Source organism: Acidovorax sp. GW821-FHT09A11, assembly GCF_059418365.1.
Genome location: NZ_JBWKPS010000001.1, coordinates 351,511 through 368,743, shown reverse-complemented (window position 1 = coordinate 368,743; position 17,233 = coordinate 351,511). Strand labels below are relative to the sequence as shown.

Annotated in this window: 16 protein-coding genes; 3 read left to right on the top strand and 13 right to left on the bottom strand. The window is 69.4% G+C overall.

All coding sequences use genetic code 11. The features are described 5' to 3' along the window. Position 1 precedes the first annotated feature (1 nt). Together rbbA and AC07PV_RS01705 are read right to left on the bottom strand one after the other, a co-directional pair. Positions 2–2,773 (bottom strand): ribosome-associated ATPase/putative transporter RbbA, encoded by a 2,772-nt coding sequence (gene rbbA, locus AC07PV_RS01710; protein WP_218294848.1) that lies wholly within the window; start codon positions 2,771–2,773, stop codon positions 2–4. Next, positions 2,770–3,837, bottom strand: coding sequence for an HlyD family secretion protein (locus tag AC07PV_RS01705; RefSeq protein WP_218294847.1), 1,068 nt, complete (start codon positions 3,835–3,837; stop codon positions 2,770–2,772). Before AC07PV_RS01705 ends, rbbA begins: the two co-directional genes overlap by 4 nt. Positions 3,838–3,994: 157 nt before the next feature. Here AC07PV_RS01705 and AC07PV_RS01700 point away from each other — a divergent pair, with 157 nt between their 5' ends. Next, the gene (locus tag AC07PV_RS01700) at positions 3,995–4,651 is read left to right on the top strand and encodes a hypothetical protein (protein ID WP_218294846.1); all 657 of its coding nucleotides are present in this window, start codon (positions 3,995–3,997) and stop codon (positions 4,649–4,651) included. Positions 4,652–4,781: 130 nt separating this feature from the next. Here AC07PV_RS01700 and AC07PV_RS01695 read toward each other — a convergent pair whose 3' ends face one another. The 7 genes from AC07PV_RS01695 to AC07PV_RS01665 all read right to left on the bottom strand — a co-directional run bounded on the left by AC07PV_RS01695 (position 4,782) and on the right by AC07PV_RS01665 (position 11,065). Beyond that, positions 4,782–5,429, bottom strand: coding sequence for a DUF1569 domain-containing protein (locus AC07PV_RS01695; RefSeq protein WP_218294845.1), 648 nt, complete (start codon positions 5,427–5,429; stop codon positions 4,782–4,784). 176 nt (positions 5,430–5,605) lie between these two features. Next, positions 5,606–6,874 (bottom strand): GGDEF domain-containing protein, encoded by a 1,269-nt coding sequence (locus AC07PV_RS01690; protein ID WP_218294844.1) that lies wholly within the window; start codon positions 6,872–6,874, stop codon positions 5,606–5,608. A gap of 159 nt (positions 6,875–7,033) precedes the next feature. After that, positions 7,034–8,329, bottom strand: a complete 1,296-nt coding sequence (locus AC07PV_RS01685) for a hypothetical protein (protein ID WP_218294843.1) — start codon at positions 8,327–8,329, stop codon at positions 7,034–7,036. Between the two features lie 169 nt (positions 8,330–8,498). Next, complete coding sequence (locus tag AC07PV_RS01680) at positions 8,499–9,263, bottom strand: hypothetical protein (RefSeq protein WP_218294842.1); 765 nt, start codon at positions 9,261–9,263, stop codon at positions 8,499–8,501. Positions 9,264–9,413: 150 nt separating this feature from the next. Then, a complete protein-coding gene (locus AC07PV_RS01675; protein WP_218294841.1) occupies positions 9,414–9,992 on the bottom strand; it encodes a hypothetical protein in 579 nt (192 codons plus the stop codon). Beyond that, positions 9,989–10,288 carry a DnaJ domain-containing protein gene (locus AC07PV_RS01670; RefSeq protein ID WP_218294840.1) on the bottom strand — a complete coding sequence of 100 codons (300 nt, stop codon included), beginning with the start codon at positions 10,286–10,288 and terminating at the stop codon, positions 9,989–9,991. The genes AC07PV_RS01675 and AC07PV_RS01670 overlap by 4 nt, the downstream gene beginning before the upstream one ends. Positions 10,289–10,351: 63 nt before the next feature. Next, positions 10,352–11,065 carry a YebC/PmpR family DNA-binding transcriptional regulator gene (locus tag AC07PV_RS01665; RefSeq protein WP_218294839.1) on the bottom strand — a complete coding sequence of 238 codons (714 nt, stop codon included), beginning with the start codon at positions 11,063–11,065 and terminating at the stop codon, positions 10,352–10,354. Positions 11,066–11,304: 239 nt separating this feature from the next. Between AC07PV_RS01665 and AC07PV_RS01660 the strand changes: the two genes are divergently transcribed. Beyond that, positions 11,305–12,534, top strand: coding sequence for a nucleoside recognition domain-containing protein (locus AC07PV_RS01660; RefSeq protein WP_218341145.1), 1,230 nt, complete (start codon positions 11,305–11,307; stop codon positions 12,532–12,534). A gap of 188 nt (positions 12,535–12,722) precedes the next feature. Here the strand turns inward: AC07PV_RS01660 and AC07PV_RS01655 are convergent, their stop codons facing one another. The 3 genes from AC07PV_RS01655 to AC07PV_RS01645 form a co-directional block, all read right to left on the bottom strand. After that, complete coding sequence (locus AC07PV_RS01655) at positions 12,723–13,667, bottom strand: ZIP family metal transporter (RefSeq protein WP_492253293.1); 945 nt, start codon at positions 13,665–13,667, stop codon at positions 12,723–12,725. 67 nt (positions 13,668–13,734) lie between these two features. Further along, positions 13,735–14,358, bottom strand: a complete 624-nt coding sequence (locus AC07PV_RS01650) for a superoxide dismutase (protein ID WP_494595776.1) — start codon at positions 14,356–14,358, stop codon at positions 13,735–13,737. A 93-nt stretch (positions 14,359–14,451) separates the two neighbouring features. Beyond that, positions 14,452–14,943 (bottom strand): DUF2753 family protein, encoded by a 492-nt coding sequence (locus AC07PV_RS01645; RefSeq protein ID WP_218341142.1) that lies wholly within the window; start codon positions 14,941–14,943, stop codon positions 14,452–14,454. A 247-nt stretch (positions 14,944–15,190) separates the two neighbouring features. On the opposite strand from AC07PV_RS01645, the gene AC07PV_RS01640 reads away from it, so the two are divergent. Continuing rightward, positions 15,191–15,898: a hypothetical protein gene (locus AC07PV_RS01640; RefSeq protein WP_492805007.1), complete on the top strand. Its 708-nt coding sequence runs from the start codon at positions 15,191–15,193 to the stop codon at positions 15,896–15,898. A 9-nt stretch (positions 15,899–15,907) separates the two neighbouring features. Here the strand turns inward: AC07PV_RS01640 and AC07PV_RS01635 are convergent, their stop codons facing one another. Next, positions 15,908–17,227 (bottom strand): protein kinase domain-containing protein, encoded by a 1,320-nt coding sequence (locus AC07PV_RS01635; RefSeq protein WP_494629197.1) that lies wholly within the window; start codon positions 17,225–17,227, stop codon positions 15,908–15,910. Between the last annotated feature and the right edge of the window lie 6 nt (positions 17,228–17,233).

The following is a 17,233-nucleotide window of genomic DNA, read 5'->3' as shown; positions in this document are numbered from 1 at the left end:
GTCAGGTCTCCTGCTTCTTCAGCAAGGCAATGGCGGCACCGACGATGACCGGCACCGCCACCAGCATGGGCCAGAACTCGGCCTGCAGGTCCTGCAATCCCAGCGCCTTGTTGAACACGCCCCGGCTGATGGTGAACATGTGGCTGGCCGGGTAGACCTCGCCCACCCAGCGCGCAAACCCCGTCATGGACGACACCGGGTTGATGAGCCCCGCAAACTGCACGGCGGGAATGATGGTGCCCACCATGGCGAAGAACATCGCCGCGATCTGGCTGCGCGTGACGGTGGAGGCCAAGAGGCCCATGCCCGTGGAGCACAGGCTGAACACCACGGCGGCCAGCGTCAATGTGGCAAAACTTCCCGTCATCGGCACGCCAAAAACCGTCACCGCCGCCAGGCACATCAAGCCAAAGTTGAACAGCGCCAGCAGCACATAGGGCAGCTGCTTGCCCAGCATGAATTCGGTGCGCGTGGTGGGCGTCACATACAGGTTGATGATCGAGCCCAGTTCCTTCTCGCGCACCACGGCCAGGGCCGTGAGCATGGCGGGCAGCATGAGCAACAGCAGCGGGATCACGGCAGGCACCATGGACGGCAGGCTGCGCACGTCGGGGTTGTAGCGGTAGCGCGGCTCCACCTCCAGAAGGCCCCGGGGCACCACGCCCGTGCGGCTGCGGCTTTGCTCCACCAGCCATTGCTGGTGCAGGCCCTGGGCGTAGCCGATGACGGTTTCGGCGCGCTGGGGCATGGCCCCGTCCACCCAGGCACCGATCTGCACCGGCTGGCCGCGTGCCACGTCGCGCGCAAAGCCGGGCGGGATCTCCAGCGCCAGCGATATCTCGGCGGAGCGCATGCGCGCGTCCAGCTCGGCGTAGGTGGCAATCGGCGGCTGCTCGGTGAAGTAGCGCGAGCCCGCGAGGTTCAGGGTGTAGGCGCGGCTCAGCGCGGTCTGGTCGCGGTCCAGCACGGCAAAGCGCAGGTTCTCCACGTCCATGCTGATGCCGTAGCCCATCACGAACATCAGGATCAGCGAGCCCAGCAGCGCCATGGCGCCCCGCACGGGGTCGCGGCGCAGCTCCAGAGATTCGCGCCACTGGGTGCTGTGGATGCGGGCCAGGCTCTGGCGCAAACGAGTGGGCCAGGTGGAGGCGTTGGGTGTGGGTACAGCCGATAGCCTGGTGTGGTCCGAAGCCTCCACGGGTACAGGGGCCTGGGCCGTGCCCGCGGCATCTTCCAGGTAGCCGATGAAGGCTTCCTCCAGCGTGGCAGCACCGCGCTTGGCCACGATGTCCTGCGGCGCGGCGCTCTCCAGCACACGCCCCGCGTGCATCAGCGAGATGCGGTCGCAGCGCTCGGCCTCGTTCATGAAGTGGGTGGAGATGAAGATGGTGACCTTGTCGCGCCGCGCCAGCTCCACCATCAGGCGCCAGAAGTTGTCGCGCGCCATGGGGTCCACGCCCGAGGTGGGCTCGTCCAGGATCAGCAGCTCGGGCTGGTGCACCATGGCCACGGCCAGCGACAGGCGCTGGCGCATGCCCAGCGGCAGCTTCATGGGCAGCGAGCCGCGCGCGGCCTGCAGGTCAAAGCGCTCGAGCATGGCCGTCACGCGCGCGGGTACCTCGGCCTCGGGCACGTGGAACAGCCGGGCATGCAGCACCAGGTTCTGCTCCACCGACAGCTCGCTGTACAGCGAAAACGCCTGCGACATGTAACCCACCCGCCGCCGCGTGGCCATGTCCTTGGGGTCCACCGGCTGGCCAAACAGCCAGGCCTGCCCGTCGCTGGCGGGCAGCAGGCCGGTGAGCATCTTCATGGTGGTGGACTTGCCGCAGCCGTTGCTGCCCAGAAAGCCAAAGATCTCGCCCCGCTGGATGCGAAAGCTCACATGGTCCACCGCCACAAAGTCGCCAAAGCGCATGGTGAGGTCGCGCGCCTCGATGGCGACGTTGGCAGCGTCGTCTGCCTGCGACCGGTCCAACGGCGGAATCTGCACCGCCCGGTGGCCCCGGCGCTTGGCCTCGGGCAGCAGGGCCACAAAAGCCTGCTCCAGCGCATCGTGCCCGGTGCGGGCCATCAGCTCGGCAGGCGTACCGGTGGCCAGGATGCGCCCTTCGTCCATGGCCACCAGCCATTCAAAACGCTGCGCCTCTTCCATGTAGGCCGTGGCCACGATCACGCTCATGCCCGGCCGCGCGGCGCGGATGCGGCCGATCAAATCCCAGAACTGCGCGCGCGCCAGCGGGTCCACGCCGGTGGTGGGCTCGTCCAGGATCAGCAGGTCGGGGTCGTGGATGAGCGCGCAGCACAGGGCCAGCTTCTGCTTCATGCCGCCCGAGAGCTTGCCCGCTGGCCGCGCCAGGAATGGATACAGCCCCGTGCTGCGCGTGAGTTCGTCAATGCGGCGGCGCCGCTCGGCCGCGTCGTGCCCGAACAGGCGGCCAAAAAACTGCAGGTTCTCTTCCACCGACAGCGTGGGGTACAGGTTCTTGCCCAAGCCCTGGGGCATGTAGGCGATGCGGGGGCACACCCGGCTGCGGTGGCGGCTTTGGGCCATGTCGCCGCCCAGCACCTCCACGGTGCCCTGCTGCACCGCCCGCGCGCCCGCCACCAGGGCCAGCAGGCTGGACTTGCCCACGCCATCCGGCCCGATCAGGCCCACCATGCGGCCGGCGGCCACCTCCAGGTCGATGCCCTCCAGCGCCACCGTGCGCCCGTAGCGCTGGCCCACGCCGCGCAGGCGGGCCACGGGTGCAGCGCCGGCCGCTGGGTTCACTGGCCAGCCTTGACGGCGAGTTCTGCGGGCCACTCCACCGCAGGGTCCACCCGCAGCCAGGCCACGCCGGGCAGTCCGGTCTTGACCTGTTCCTGGTGGCGCAGCAGCAGCGCCTTGTCGATCTGCGCGCGCACGCGGAACATGAGCTTCTGGCGCTCGCTCGCGGTTTCCACCGTCTTGGGGGTGAACTGCGCGGTGCTGGCCACGAACGACACGGTGGCCGGGATGACGAAGCCCGGCGCGGCATCGAGCACGATGCGCACCTCGCTGCCCAGCGCCACGCGGCCCGCCACGGTCTCAGGCAAAAAGAAGGTCATGTACACGTCGCTCAGGTCCACCAGCTGCAGCACGCGCGCACCCGCACCCACCACCTCGCCGGGCTGCACCACGCGGAACTGGACGCGGCCATCGCGCGGCGCCTTGAGCTCGCTGTCGGCCAGCTCCACATCGATGCGGGCCAGCGTGGCCTGCAGCGCGCGCACATTGGCCTCGGCGCTGGTCACCTGCGTGCGCGACGCACCGATGCCCGCCTGCGCGGCCTTCGCCTGGGCTTTTGCAGCGGTCACAGCGGCTTGCTGGCTGCGCACCTTGGCGCGGTCGTCGTCGAGCAACTGGCTGGAGAAAAAGCCCTCGCGCGCCAGCTGCTCGGAGCGCGGCAGGCGGCGGCGGGCGGTGTCGAGGTCGCTCTCGCGCTGCGCGACCACGGCCAGCGCGGCCTGGTAGTCGCTATCACGCTGGGCCACCTGCACCTGGGCACTGCCGATGGCCAGCTGCGCCTGCTGCAGCCGGGCCACCGCCTCTTCACGCTGGGCCTGCAGGCTGTCGATCTGCATGCGGGCCAGGGGTTGCCCGGCTTTCACGAAATCGCCCTCGGCCACCAGCACATCGAGCACCTTGCCCGCGAGTTTGGTGGCCACGGCGATCTCGGTGGCCTCGATGCGGCCGTTGCCGCTCACGAAGCCGGGGCCTGGCCACTTGGCCTGCCAGGGCGCCCAGCGCAGCAGCAGCCCTCCCCCCAGCAGCACCACGGCCAAAGCCGCAGCGATCTTCCATTGCTTGCTCATGGTCCATCCTTGTGGGCACTTGGGCCCGTCGAGGGATGGTAGCTTTGCACCCCGCGTTACCCCAAGCCGCAGCACGCCCTCCCTTGACCTGCATCAATCGCCACCCGAACATCCGGCCTGCACCTGCCGCGCGTGGCGGCCCCTTGAACCGACACCCATGACTGCCCTCACCACCCCGCCCCTTTCAGACACCCTGGCCTGGCTGCTGGGCCGCCCTGTCAGCCCCGAAGACGGGCTGCCGGAAGATGAACTGGCCGCCGCAAGCCATCGCCTGGGTGGCCCAGTGCCCCCTGCCCTGCACGCTTATTACGCCGCCGTGGGCAGGCGTGCCGATTTGATGGCCGGTTTTCAGCGGTTTGCGCCGCCGCAAGACTGGGAGTGCCTGGGCGACAAGCTGCTGTTTCTGGAAGAGAACCAGGGCGTGTGCTGGTGGGCCACCGATGCCCGGCAGCGGGTGTGGCAGACCACCGACCTGGATTCCCCGGACTGGTTCGAGGAAGCCGTGGGCCTGGAGGCGTTTTTGCACACCGTCTCCTACTACCAGATGGCACAGGGCGGCTATCCGTTCTGCGGCATGCGCACGTGCGGGGCGTTCTCAACGCCCGGCGAGTTGGCGTCGCTGCTGGACGCCCTGCGGGCGCGGCCCGTCGTGGACATGGCGGGGCTGCGCATCTTCACCGTGGGCCCGCAGGCGCTGGTGTGGTACCTGCACTCCGAGGGGGAGCTTGCGGAACCCGGTGTGTTCCTGAGCGTGCTGGACGCCCTGCGCTTTGACGCCCTCTGCGCCCAATGGGATTTTGACGATCTGGGCTGAGAGAGAATGGGCACATTCGGGTGAAATATGCCTCTGGCGCTTTCTGGACAAGCGCCAATAGCTATAACTTCAATAGCATCCAGCCGGCATCCGCATGGCATGGAACTGCACAGGGCCGCGCAGCCCGCGCTCAGCCCCCTGCGTCAAACGCCGACAGATGATTGGCCAGGTGCATGGCGTGCGCCTGCTCGTACTGCGCCTTGTCCAGCGCCCCGTAGGCGAAGTGCGGGTGCAGCGGCCCCGCGTGCACGGAGAAGTCCTGCACGGCTTGGCGCAGCCGGGCCAGGGCCGCCGACGCCCCGGGCGTGGACGCATCCAGCGCGGGCGCGCCCGGGATGGGCTCCGCCAGGTCGTGGCTCATGCGGCCGCGCAGGGCAAACACGTTGAAAGCAGCCGCACCCAGGGTGTTCTGGAACAGCGCCGACCTGGGCGCCGGGAAGCCCCGCAGCGAGAACTCGATGCTCTGTGCGCAGTGCTCCAGCGTCTGCGGCCAGTTCCAGGCCGTGGCGGGCGCCAGCGGCTGGACCGCAGCGCCCGCAAGGCGCTCGACCTCTTGCATGGCGCGCGCCAGGGTGCCAAAGACGAGTTGCCGGTCGTTGCCCGGCCGGTACAGCAGGTAGCCTGCCCCGGCGGCCGCCGCCACACCCAGGGCGGCCAGCCCCGTGCCGGATGCCAGGAACGCCCTGCGCTGCGCTGCGGGCGCCGACGGCGATGCACCGGGCGCGGTGCCCGGGCCCGCGCCGCCGAGCGGGTTGCTGCCGAGGGGATTCAATGCCATGGGGAATGGTGGTGGTCTGGGAATGGACGGGACGAGGCAAGGCCACCATTGTGCGGCGGCGCGCTGCGCGGCGGCACGCCCGAAGGTCGGGCAGCCGACACAGGCAGCGTTTCAGGCCCATCAGGCAAGCGGCAGGGCCCGGCGGCGCGACCGCACGCGCGCCTGGTGGAAGCTGGCTACAGCACCGCCGCGCTGCGCGCGGTGCCTGGCCGCTCCGCGGGGCGCGGCCACTTCAACGGCACGGGATCGTCCGGCAGCGCCACGACCTCCACCCGGTTGCGCCCGCGCGCCTTGGCAAGGTACATCGCCTCGTCCGCTCGCTGCAGCACCGCCTCGGCCGAATCCCCGCTGGTGGACAGCGTGATGCCGATGCTCACGGTCAGGGCCACGCGACGCCGTTCGGCATCCATGGGCTCGGACTCGACCAGCGCCCGCAGGCGTTCGGCCACGCCGGCGGCACCAGGGCCGTCCGCGTTGGGCAGGAAGATGGCGAACTCCTCCCCACCCAGGCGGCCCATCACATCCTCCCGGCGCAGGCAGCGGTGGGCCAGGTCCACGAAGTGGCGCAGCGCGTCGTCCCCGCACTGGTGGCCGCCGGTGTCGTTGATCTTCTTGAAGTGGTCGAGGTCCATCACCAGCACGGGCAGCGCGGCCCGGGTGCGCTGGGCATTGCTCAGGCCCTTGTCCAGCAGCGTGATGAAGGCGCGGCGGTTGAACACGCTGGTGAGCGGGTCGATCTCGGCGAGGTGGCGCAGCTCGCTCGTCACGAATTCATTGGTCAGCATCAGCACGCCAAACGCGATCATCACGAGGGCCACCGTGGCCTCCAGCACCACGAACTGCGACAGCTGCGTCAGCAGGCCGGCATCCGAAGGGGCGGCCAGCCGGAAGATCACGGGGCGCACCAGCACGCACACCCCATGGAAGGCCATGACGCCCGCGAGCAGGTAACGCGCCGGCACACGGCGAAAGCCACCCTGCGCCAGCGTGCGCGCCGTGAGCAGGAAGCACACGCCCGCGAACCAGCCCGCCAGGGCGAACCGCGCGCCGGGATGGGGCTGCGCCACCGTGAAATACACCGACAGCGCCACCAGCGACACGATGGCGGCCGCGGCATACCGGTGGGCGATGGGCGGGCGCCCCATGTAGGCGCGGCTGCCCAGCCAGCACAGGTAGGCCGCCAGCGCATTGGCCCCCTGCGCCAGCACCACGGCCGGCACTTCGGGCATCCGCTCGCGCGCCAGCAGCGTGGCGCAGAACACCGACGCGCCCAGGAATGACAGCGTCCACAGCCGCAGGCCCGGGATGTTCTTGTTGAAATGCCACACGGCATACAGCACTGCGGTAACCAGCGCCGACAGGATGGCCGCGAGAATGACGAGTGTGGGGCTGTGCACGGAGACGGAACGGGGCAGCGGCGTAAGGGAGCCCCGCGGGGCTGGCATGAAGGGATTGCGGCAGGACAAGAAACGCGCTGAATGTTAACCGAGCCGTTGCGAAATGCAGGAACTATCGCGCGGGGCCACGCGGCGGCGCCACGGGCGCGGGCCGCCGGTGCCAGCGCCCATGCCCCAGGCCGCGGCCGGCCACCTCTTCCTTGGTGCTCAGTCGCCCACCACGTTGCACTCCCGGCGCAGCAGTGCCAGGGCGTCGTGCATCTGGTAGTCCATGTCGCTGAGCAGGGTCTTTTCCGCGTCCTGCACGAAGCCGGTCCACAGGGCGATGTAGTCCTGCTGGTGCACGCCGGGCGCATGGGCGCGGATGAAGTCGGCCGCCAGCGCGGGCTGCAGGCCCGATTTGCGGATCTTTCGGACGAGGCTCGCGGCGGTCTTCTCGGTCAGCAGCGTCTTCTTGGGGGCCCCGGCCGCCAGGCACAGGCACAGCGTGAGCAGCGAATGTTCGTCATCGTTGCCCTGCACCGTTCTCGTCCAGGTCTTGCTCGCGGGAAGCGGGGGTTCCTCACCCTCCTCCAGCGCATCCAGGCTGCGGTGGAAGTTGTCCACCTCGGCCAAGGGGTCGTCCAGCAGAAAGTAGCGCGCGCGGAAAGCGCCGGTGGGGCGCAGCAGCGTGCGCACCGGTGTGGCCGCGTCGAGTAGCTTGGGCAGGTCGGCCAGCACGCTGGCGCAATGCGCCTGCACCACCTCGCGCAGTTCGGCGGGCAAGCCGGCAGGCAGGCGCAGCTGCACGGGCGGCGCGAGCTTCTTCTTGCGCTGTGCCATCAGCACTTTTTCGAACGACACGGTGTTGGGCCACTCGCCGAGGTCCATGGCCTTGGGCGCCAGGGCCACCATGAGCAAGCCAGCGCGGATGACGGCTTCCGCGTCGGCGCCCGCGGCTTCCAGCTCGTCGGGGTCCAGGTCGAACTGCCCGGCCAGCCACTGGGCGGCCCGGATGGCCTGCGCAATCTGCGTGCGGCGCGCCAGCTCGGCCCGGTAGTCGGCGTGGCTGCGCAGCGACCACACGGCCAGCAACGGGGTTTCGGCATCGGCATAGCCGGCCATGCCGAAATTGCTGCTCTCGGGCATGGCGATCAGGCGCTTGAGCATGTCCGAGCCCCCCTTGGAGCGCGACAGGAACGAATGGTCGCGCAGCGAGACGGCGGCCTCGTGCAGGTCGCCCCCGGTGGTGTCCAGCAGGTACAGGCTGATGAGGTTGACCATGCGGTCGCGCGCCTTCTCCAGCTCGGGCCGCAAGAATTCGCTGCCGAAGTAGCGCGCGATCTGCACCATGCCCTTGGGCGCATCGGCATTGATGGCCGCGAGCTTGTCGGCACCCAGCACGCCATGCTGGACGCCATGCGCCAGCGCCTTTTCAAAGAACGGGCGGGCGTCGTGGAGCTGCAGCGCGTTGGCGGCTGCAATCTCGTCAGTCGTTGAAGAAGGCGTGTTGGGCACAGTCATATCAGTATCTATCGCGCTTCGCAGTGCTCATGGGCCATGAAACTGGCACGCTCCAGGCCAGAACCGCCGCGCAAGGGCCGCCCCGCCTCGCTGGCGGTGTCCCCCTTCCCGAATGGCGCAGCCATTCGAGAGAAGGGGGAAGGCGCGAAGCGCCACAGGGGGTTGTCATCTAAATCGCGGATTCTTCGTCGGACGTGCGGGCGGCGGGCGTGGCCTTGCCACGGTCGGTTTCGCTGGTTTCGAACTTGCCGTCGTCTTCCTCGGCGGGCGATTCGTCGCCCTCTTCCAGGCCCAGGTCAAAGGCGCGGGCCTTGGCGCGCAGCACCAGCAAGGTTTCGATGAACAGGTCGCGGCACTCGTAGCGCAGCAGCCAGGCCATCTGCATCCAGTCGCGGTCCGCCACCTCGTCCTGGTCGATGCGCGGCTGCACATAGCCCGAGGCGAGGAGTTCGTCGTCGGTCAGCGTGGGGCCGTAGTCTTCCACCGCGTCGAACGTGCCGGTGCGGGCAAAGGCTTCGATGCGGCTCCACTTTTCGGCGAAGTAGTTGGCCAGTGCCTCGGCGCCGCCTTCCAGGTCGCCGATGGCCGTGAGGAACTCGACGGGATCGGCGTCGTCGCGGAAGATGACGGCATTGACCATGTTGCGCAGGTGCGTGTGCGTGAGGTCCTTGTACTGCTTTTCCAGCACCATCGCGCGCGCGAACTGCTCGGGCGTGACCAGCAGGTTGACCACCGAGGCCTTGGAGTCGTCGTACTCGCGCATCACGGCCAGGATGTCCTTGGGCGCGAGCTGGTCCAGCACCACCATCAGCGCGCCGTCCCCGTCGGTATCGGCCAGCTCGGCCAGCGCCGACTCGGCGCCCACGATGTCGCCGGCCGCGATCAGGCTGGTGGTCCTGGTGATCAGGGCGAGGTGGGTGTTGTTGCTGCTCATGCGTATTCCTTGGTGTGTCGCTGCGCCGGGCGCAGACCGCTAAAAACTGGCGCGCCGCCGTCGCCAGCGCCGCCTTGCCTTGGTCCGGCTTTGCCGGTCCGCAGCAGGCGTCCCCCTCGCGGGGATGGCGCGCAGCGCCTCGGGAGGGCCTCAGTCCTTCCTGTCGAACCCCACATCGGCCAGCCAGTTGGAGCTGGCTTCCTCGCGGGTGCGGCTGTTTTGCGGGTCCACGGCGTCGTCGGCGCTCAGGGCGCTGAAATCGTCATCGTGTTCCGCCGCATCCGCAGCGTCTTCGCCCTGGTCGCCGTCGCCCTCGGCCGCGTGCGCCGCGGGGGCCATGCGGGCATGCAGGTGCAGGTACTCGAGCCCGGCCGCCACCGCCATGAACCGGGCGCCCTGCGGCTCGCGCAGCACGGTCTGCGCCAGGCTCTGGGCCCAGGGCTCGAGCGTGACGGCATGGGCCAGGCTGTGCCAGTCGGGCAGTTCGTCCACCGGCAGGCCCAGCAGGTGCTCCACCGCGCCGGGCTTGGTGAAGCGAAAGCCGTGGTGAAAGACCACCGCGACCATCTCGGGGGCCAGCTCCATCATCTGCACCAGAAAGGCGATCTCGTTGCGCTTTTCCGCCAGGCGCTTGCGCAGGACGTCTTTGCCCTCGGAGTCGGAGACCAGGTCATCCAGCTCGGCCTGGTAGGCGGAGCGCAGATCGTAGAAGTAGGGAGATAGTTTCACGAAGCGGAAGAAGGAGAGGAAAGGATGCGCGAGGAGTAGGCCTGCCAGATCTCCTGCGCGGTCTGCAGCGGGTCGTCCAGCAGGTTGCGGCGGCGGTTGTCGTCGTAGGCCTGGCGGGCGGTGTCGTCCGACAGCACTTCGTAGGCCTTCTGCACGGCCTGGAACCGCTGGGCGGCGTCGGGCGCGTCGTTGCGGTCCGGGTGGTAGAACGACGCCTTCTGGCGAAAGGCCTTCTTGATGTCGGCGAGCGACGCGTTGGCCGCCAGCCCGAGGGCTGCGTAGTGGTCTGCGGTCATGGACAAGTCAATTGCGAGGGCGATGCAGGGAGCGGGCCCGGCCGCGAAGCCGGCGCACCGGCATCAGCCGCCCAGGCTCACGAACACGTTCTGGACGTCGTCGTTGGAGTCGATGGCCGCCAGGAAGTTCTCGACCTCTTCGAGCTGCTCGGGCGAGAGGTTGGCGGGATTCACGGGGTTCTTGGGCTTGTAGCCCAGCTTGACCGACAGCACATTGAAGCCATGGGCGGGGAGCGCGCGGCTCACCAGGTCCAGGTCGGTGGGGTCGGTCCAGAAGGTGGTGGTGCCTTCCTCGTCGCCGGCCTCGAAATCCTGCGCGCCCGCCTCGATGGCAGCCAGTTCGGGGTCGGCATCGGGCGTGGCGGGCTCGGCTTCGATCATGCCCACATGGTTGAAGTCCCAGGCCACCGATCCCGAAGTGCCCAGCTGGCCCTTGCGGAACAGCACGCGCATCTCGGGCGCGGTGCGGTTCACGTTGTCGGTCAGGCATTCGACCATCACCGCCACCTGGTGGGGTGCGAAGCCTTCATAGATCACGCGCTCGTAGTTGACCGCGTCGGCGCCCGTGCCCGAGCCTTTCTTGATGGCGCGCTCCAGCGTGTCCTTGGGCATCGAGGCCTTGCGGGCCTGCTCGACCACCAGGCGCAGGCGCGCATTGCTGGCCGGATCGGCGCCGCCGCGCGCGGCCACGGTGATTTCCTTGACCAGCTTGCCAAACAGCTTGCCCTTGGCATCCGCCACCTGTGCCTTGCCTTTTGCTTTCCACTGCGCGCCCATGTTGGATCTCTTTTCGTTGGTGTTGCGGCGCGCCAGGCGCCTGAGGATGTGTGGTGCGGCCCCCGCAGGCGCGGGAAAAGCGCTTCCCAAAGCCCCCGCACGGCGGTAAACCGAACCCTATAGGGTACCACTGACCCATCCGTTGCCTGCCAGCCACGGTATCGGCGGGTGTTGCGCGGCAAGCCGGGTAACCTTGGCGGCATGCAGGCTGATCCCCCCACTCTTCCCGGTACCCCCTGATGCTCAACACCCTGTGGCTGGGCTTTTTCCTGACCGCCGCGGTGGCGGCGCTGGCGCAGTGGCTCGTGGCGGGCAACGCGCAGATCTTCGCCGCCATGGTCGAGGCGCTGTTCGCCATGGCCAGGCTCTCGGTCGAGGTGATGGTGCTGCTGTTCGGCACGCTCACGCTCTGGCTGGGCTTCCTGCGCATCGCCGAGAAGGCGGGCATCGTGGACGCCCTCGCGCGCTGGCTGGCGCCGCTGTTCCGCCGCCTCATGCCCGGCGTGCCCAGCGGCCACCCGGCCCTGGGTCTCATGACGCTGAACTTCGCGGCCAACGCGCTGGGGCTGGACAACGCGGCCACCCCCATGGGCCTGAAGGCCATGAAAGCCCTGCAGGAGCTGAACCCCGAGCCAGAGACCGCCACGAACGCGCAGATCCTGTTCCTGGTGCTCAATGCCTCCTCGCTCACGCTGCTGCCGGTGACGATCTTCATGTACCGCATGCAGCAGGGCGCGCCCGACCCGACACTCGTTTTCCTGCCCATCCTGCTGGCCACGTCCGCATCCACCCTTGTGGGCCTGCTCAGCGTGGCGGTGGTGCAGCGCCTGCCCTTGTGGAGCCCCGTGGTGCTGGCCTACCTGCTGCCCGTGGCGCTGGTGCTCGGCGGTTTCATGGCACTCCTGACCACGCTGAGCGCGGCGGCGCTGTCGCAGCTGTCTTCCCTGCTCGGCAACCTCACGCTGTTCATGCTGGTGGTGCTGTTCGTGGCCCTGGGCGCCTGGCGCAAGGTCGCCGTGTACGAGGCTTTCATCGAGGGTGCGCGCGAAGGCTTCGATGTGGCCAAGGGCCTGCTGCCGTACCTGGTGGCCATGCTGTGCGCCGTGGGGGTGTTCCGGGCATCGGGGGCGCTGGGCTATGTGCTCGACGGCATCCGCTGGTGCGTGCAGGTGCTGGGCGCGGACACCCGGTTCGTCGATGCGCTGCCCACCGCGCTGGTCAAGCCATTCTCCGGCAGCGCCGCGCGTGCCATGCTCATCGAGACCATGCAGGCCCAGGGCGTGGACAGCTTTGCCGCGCTGGCAGCGGCCACCATCCAGGGCAGCACCGAGACCACCTTCTACGTGCTGGCGGTGTACTTCGGCGCGGTGGGCATCCAGCGCACCCGCCACACCGTCAGCTGCGCGCTGCTGGCCGAGCTGGCGGGCGTGGTGGCGGCCATCGTGGTGTGCTACCGGTTCTTTGGGTAGGGAAAAAGGTCCCCCGGCATGTCTTGCCCCTCCCCCCGGCAAGCCGGCTTCGCGGTGGCACGGGTGCGGACCGCGCCGGGCGGAGGCAGCGGGGGCGGTGCCAGTCCTGCATTCCCTGCACTACGGATCAAATCGGCACCTCCCCCTTGACAGGAAAGCGCTGAAAGCTATTAATTCGATAGCAAAATTCACCCCAGCGCCGTATCCAGCAGCATCATGATCACGAAGCCCAGCATCAGGCCGCCGGTGGCCCAGGCCTCGTGGCCCTTGCGGTGCGACTCGGGGATGATTTCGTGGCTGATCACGAACAGCATGGCCCCGGCCGCGAAACCCAGCCCCCAGGGCAGCAGGCTTGCGGAGTAGCTGACCACGGCGGCTCCCAGCACGGCGCCCACGGGCTCCACCAGCCCGGAGGCCATCCCGAGCCCCACGGCCAGCAAGCGCCGGTAGCCTGCGGCGAGCAGCGCCACGGCCACCACCAGGCCCTCGGGCACGTCCTGGATCGCGATGCCGGTGGCCAGGGCGCTGGCGCGCAGGGCATCGCCGCCCGCGTAGGCCACCCCGATCGCCAGCCCCTCGGGCAGGTTGTGCAGCCCGATGGCGAAGACGAACAGCCACGTGCGCCGCAGCGTGCGCGAGGCCTGCCCGCCCTCCACGCCCTTGATGAAGTGCTCGTGCGGCAGCAGCCGCTCCATCATCAGCAGCACCAGCGCGCCCAGCAGGATGGCCGCCCCCACCGTGCCCCCGGCCGCCCAGGCACCGGCGCCGCCCGCGCGTGCCGCCTGGATGCCGGGGATGATGAGCGAGAACGAGCAGGCGGCGAGCATCACGCCCGCGCCGAAGCCGAACAGCGTGTCCTGCGTGCGCTCGGAAAGGCGCTGCGAGAGCAGCACCGGCGCGGTGCCCAGCGCCGTGGCCAGCGCTGCCGCCAGGCCGGCCCAGAGCGCACCCAGCACCACCGGCTGGCCGGCGATCCAGGCCCATGCCTGCGCCGAGCCCGCCACGATGCCAAGCAGCACGATGCCCAGCCCGAGCCACTGCCGCCCACGCAGGGTGGCGACGCGGCGGGCCGCCGAGGCGGAACGCGCCAGCGGTTCGAGAACCGTATGGGTGGAAGCGGGCGGGGTCTGCATGGCGGCTCCTGGGGTTGTCGGGGGGCGGTTTTCAGAATGCGGGTGGTGGAGCGGGCGCGATGGCCCGTCAGGCCCGGGCAAGCGCATGGCGGCGGGCCACCTCGGCCCAGTCGATGACGTTGTAGAACGCGGCGATGTATTCGGGACGCCGGTTCTGGTACTGCAGGTAATAGGCGTGTTCCCACACATCAAGCCCCAGCACGGGCGTGTGGCCCGACATCGGGCCCGCCATGAGCGGGCTGTCCTGGTTGCCCGTGCTTTCCACCACCAGCTGGCCCGCCTTGGTCACGCAAAGCCAGGCCCAGCCGCTGCCAAAGCGCGTGAGCGCGGCCTTGGTGAAGGCCTCCTTGAAGGCGCCGAACCCGCCCAGATCCGTATCGATGGCCCGCGCCAGCTCTCCCTGGGGCTGGCCGCCGCCCCGGGGCGACATCACGCTCCAGAAGAGGCTGTGGTTGGCATGGCCGCCGCCGTTGTTGCGGACCGGGCCCTGCAGGTTCTCGGGCAGCAGCACCAGCCGCGCCACCAGCTCATCGATGGGCAGTTGGGCGTGCGGCGTGCCTTCCAGCGCGGCGTTCAGGTTGTTGATGTAGGTCTGGTGGTGCCGGGTGTGGTGGATCTCCATCGTGCGGGCATCGATGTGGGGCTCGAGCGCGTCATAGGCATAGGGCAAGGCGGGCAAGGTATGGGGCATGGTGTCCTTGGATCGGAAACGGAGTGGATAAAAAGGCCGGAGCGCGTCGTCCTTCGGGCCATGGCACCCCACGGCCAGGAAGCGGCACGCCCTTCAGTGCGGCCCCGGGCCGTGGGCCAAATGGGCCGAGGCCAGGGCCTGCGTGACGGACGGGTGCGCGCCATGGGCCTGCACATGGCGCAGCAAGGCGGCATGGGTTTCGCGGCTGTGGCGCCACGCGGCCTGCTGCAGGCCCGCGCCGTGGCGCGCATCGGCCATCAGGCCCAGCAGCACGGCATGGGCGCGGCACAGGATCTGGGTGGCGTCGTCCACGGCGCCCGCCTGCACCTGCAGGTCGGCCACATTGAGGTGCGAGACCACGACCGCCGCCACGCAGTCGTCCTCGCGCCCCGGTGGCGGCGTGTGCTCCAACAGCCGCAGCGACAACGCGAGGGCCTGGTGCTGATAGGCGGTCGCCATGCGCCATTGGCCCGTCTGCTGCGCTGCCCGTGCGCGCTGCACGGCATGCTGCCACCGCGCCAGCGTGGCGGGCGCGTGGTGCACGGCTGCGCTCTGGTGGGAGTTGGTGTGTACGCCGGTGTCCATGGCAATGCTCCTTGAAGAAGGACAAGCCTTTTGCGGTGGACGGGTGTGGCGTACTCAGGCACTTAAATGATACTGATTCTCATTCATATTGTCGAGATGGGACGCCATCCCGGAAACGCCGGGTCAAAGGCCGGCGGGATAGCCAGTCAATCCGCCGCCCGCACTCCGCCTACGCTCAACCCGTCGCCGCCGTGGTGCCGTCAGAGACCCCGCCCGGACCCCCTCCATCGTTCCACCACTGTTTGCCATGCATTTTTCGCCCCTGCTGCTTCGACCCCGGTCCCTTTTGCGCGCCTGCCGCTGGCGCGTGGCCCTGGCAGCCGCCGCTGCCGCGCTGGCAGCCACCCCCCTGGCGGCTGGCGCCGCCACGCTGCATGACAACCTGGGGATGGGGGGACTGGGTTGGTTCAACGGGTTGAATTTCACCCAGTTCACCGCCGTGCGCATCCCCGTCGGAGGTGCCGGCTTCTCCGTGGCCGAGGTCACGCTGCTGCTCAGCAACGGCGGCGGCGTCAGCGCGATCGGCACGGTGAACCTGCAGGTCTGCGACGATGGCCCTGGCGGCACGGCGCCCGGGCCATCGTGCGCGGCGTTCACACCCGTCGGTCCGATCTCGTCGTCACTGGAACCCGTACAGTTCACGGGCAGCTACGCCGCGCCGGCCGGGCAGCACCTCTGGGTGGTGGCCAAGGCCGCCGTGGCCGGGGACACCTTCCGCTGGGGCACGGCGGCGGACGCCGGTGACACGTTTTACACCGTCGACGCTGGCGCCAGCTGGGTGGCGGATACGAACAGCGTGCTGCTGCGCATCACCGACAGCGGCGCGGTACCCGCCGGGCCCGCCGCCATCCCCACGCTGTCCCTCCCGGCGCTGCTGGCCCTGTCGCTGGGCGTGGCGGCAGCGGGCGCCGGGTGGAGCCGGCGCCGCGCGGCGCGGGAACCAGCGGTGCGATGAGCGGCGGCCTCACTCCGGCCCGCTCAGGCCCTGTTCCCACTCCGCCAGCTGCTCGCTGGTGGCAATCAGCCGCCCCACCAGCAGCTTGATGAACGCCTTGTCGAAGTGCGACTGCAGGTCTTCCGACGCCCCGCGCAGCGCCGGGTTGCGCACCTTGAGCACCAGCACCTCGGTCTCTGCCACGGCGGTGGCGGTGCGCTTCCTGTTCTCAGGGCGCAGGTAGGTCATCTCGCCCAGGGTGACGCCCGGGCCCAGGGTGCTGAGGGTCCAGCCCTGGCGGCTCACGGCCACCTGCCCCTCGATGAGGATGCAGAAGGAGTCGCCAGGCGTGTTCTCGCGCATGAGCACGGTGCCCCGCTCCAGCCGGCGCCAGCTGCCCAGGCGCATCAGCTCCCACAGCGCCACGTCGTGGAAGTCGGCGAAGAACGGCAGTGCGCGCAGGCGCGCGAAGCGTTCGGCCTCGGTGTCCTGCGAGCGCTGGCGCGGCAGGCCCTGGTGGGCGGCGAGCAGGGCCTGGGCGAAATCCTGCCAGGTGGCAAAGCGGTCTGCGGGCTGCTTGGCCAGGGCGCGCAGCAGCACGCCGTCCACATGGCCGGGCAGCGAGGCGCGCAGCAGGCTGGGCGGCGTGGGGGCTTCGTTGCCGATCTTGTAGAGGGTCGCGAAATCCGTGTCGCCGTCGAAGGGGCGGCGGCCGGTGAGCAGTTCGTACACCACCACGGCCAGCGAGAACATGTCGCTGTGGTGGGTGAGGTCCTGCTCGCGCACCTGTTCGGGCGACATGTACGACGGCGAGCCCACCAGGCCCGACAGCTGCGTGGCATCGCTGCGCAGCGACAGCGCCGCGCCGAAATCGGTGAGCTTGACGTCGCCGCCCTGGGCCAGCATCAGGTTGGCGGGCTTGATGTCGCGGTGCACCAGGCCCTCGCGGTAGGCGTATTCGAGCGCGTTGCAGCACTTGAACGCGATGTCCAGCACCTGGGGCACGGGCAGCAGCGCGTCGGGCGTCGCAAACGCCGACAGGGGCTGTCCCTCGACGTATTCGAGCACCAGGTACGGCGGCAGCGCCTCTTCGTCCGCATCGAGCAGGCGCACGATGTTGGGGTGGCGCAGGCGGCCGGACAAGGCGGCCTCGTTGCGCAGCAGTTTGCGGTAGCGCTCGGCCTGCTCGGGCTGCCTGAGCAGGTGCGCGTGGGTCTGCTTGATGGCCACCTTGCGGCCCCGAAAACCGTCCAGCCCCAGGAACACGATGCCGCTGGCGCCCCGGCCCAGCTCGCGCTCGATGCGGTACTTGCCAATGCTGGCGGGCGGGGCCGAGGTGGTGGTGGCCATGGCGCG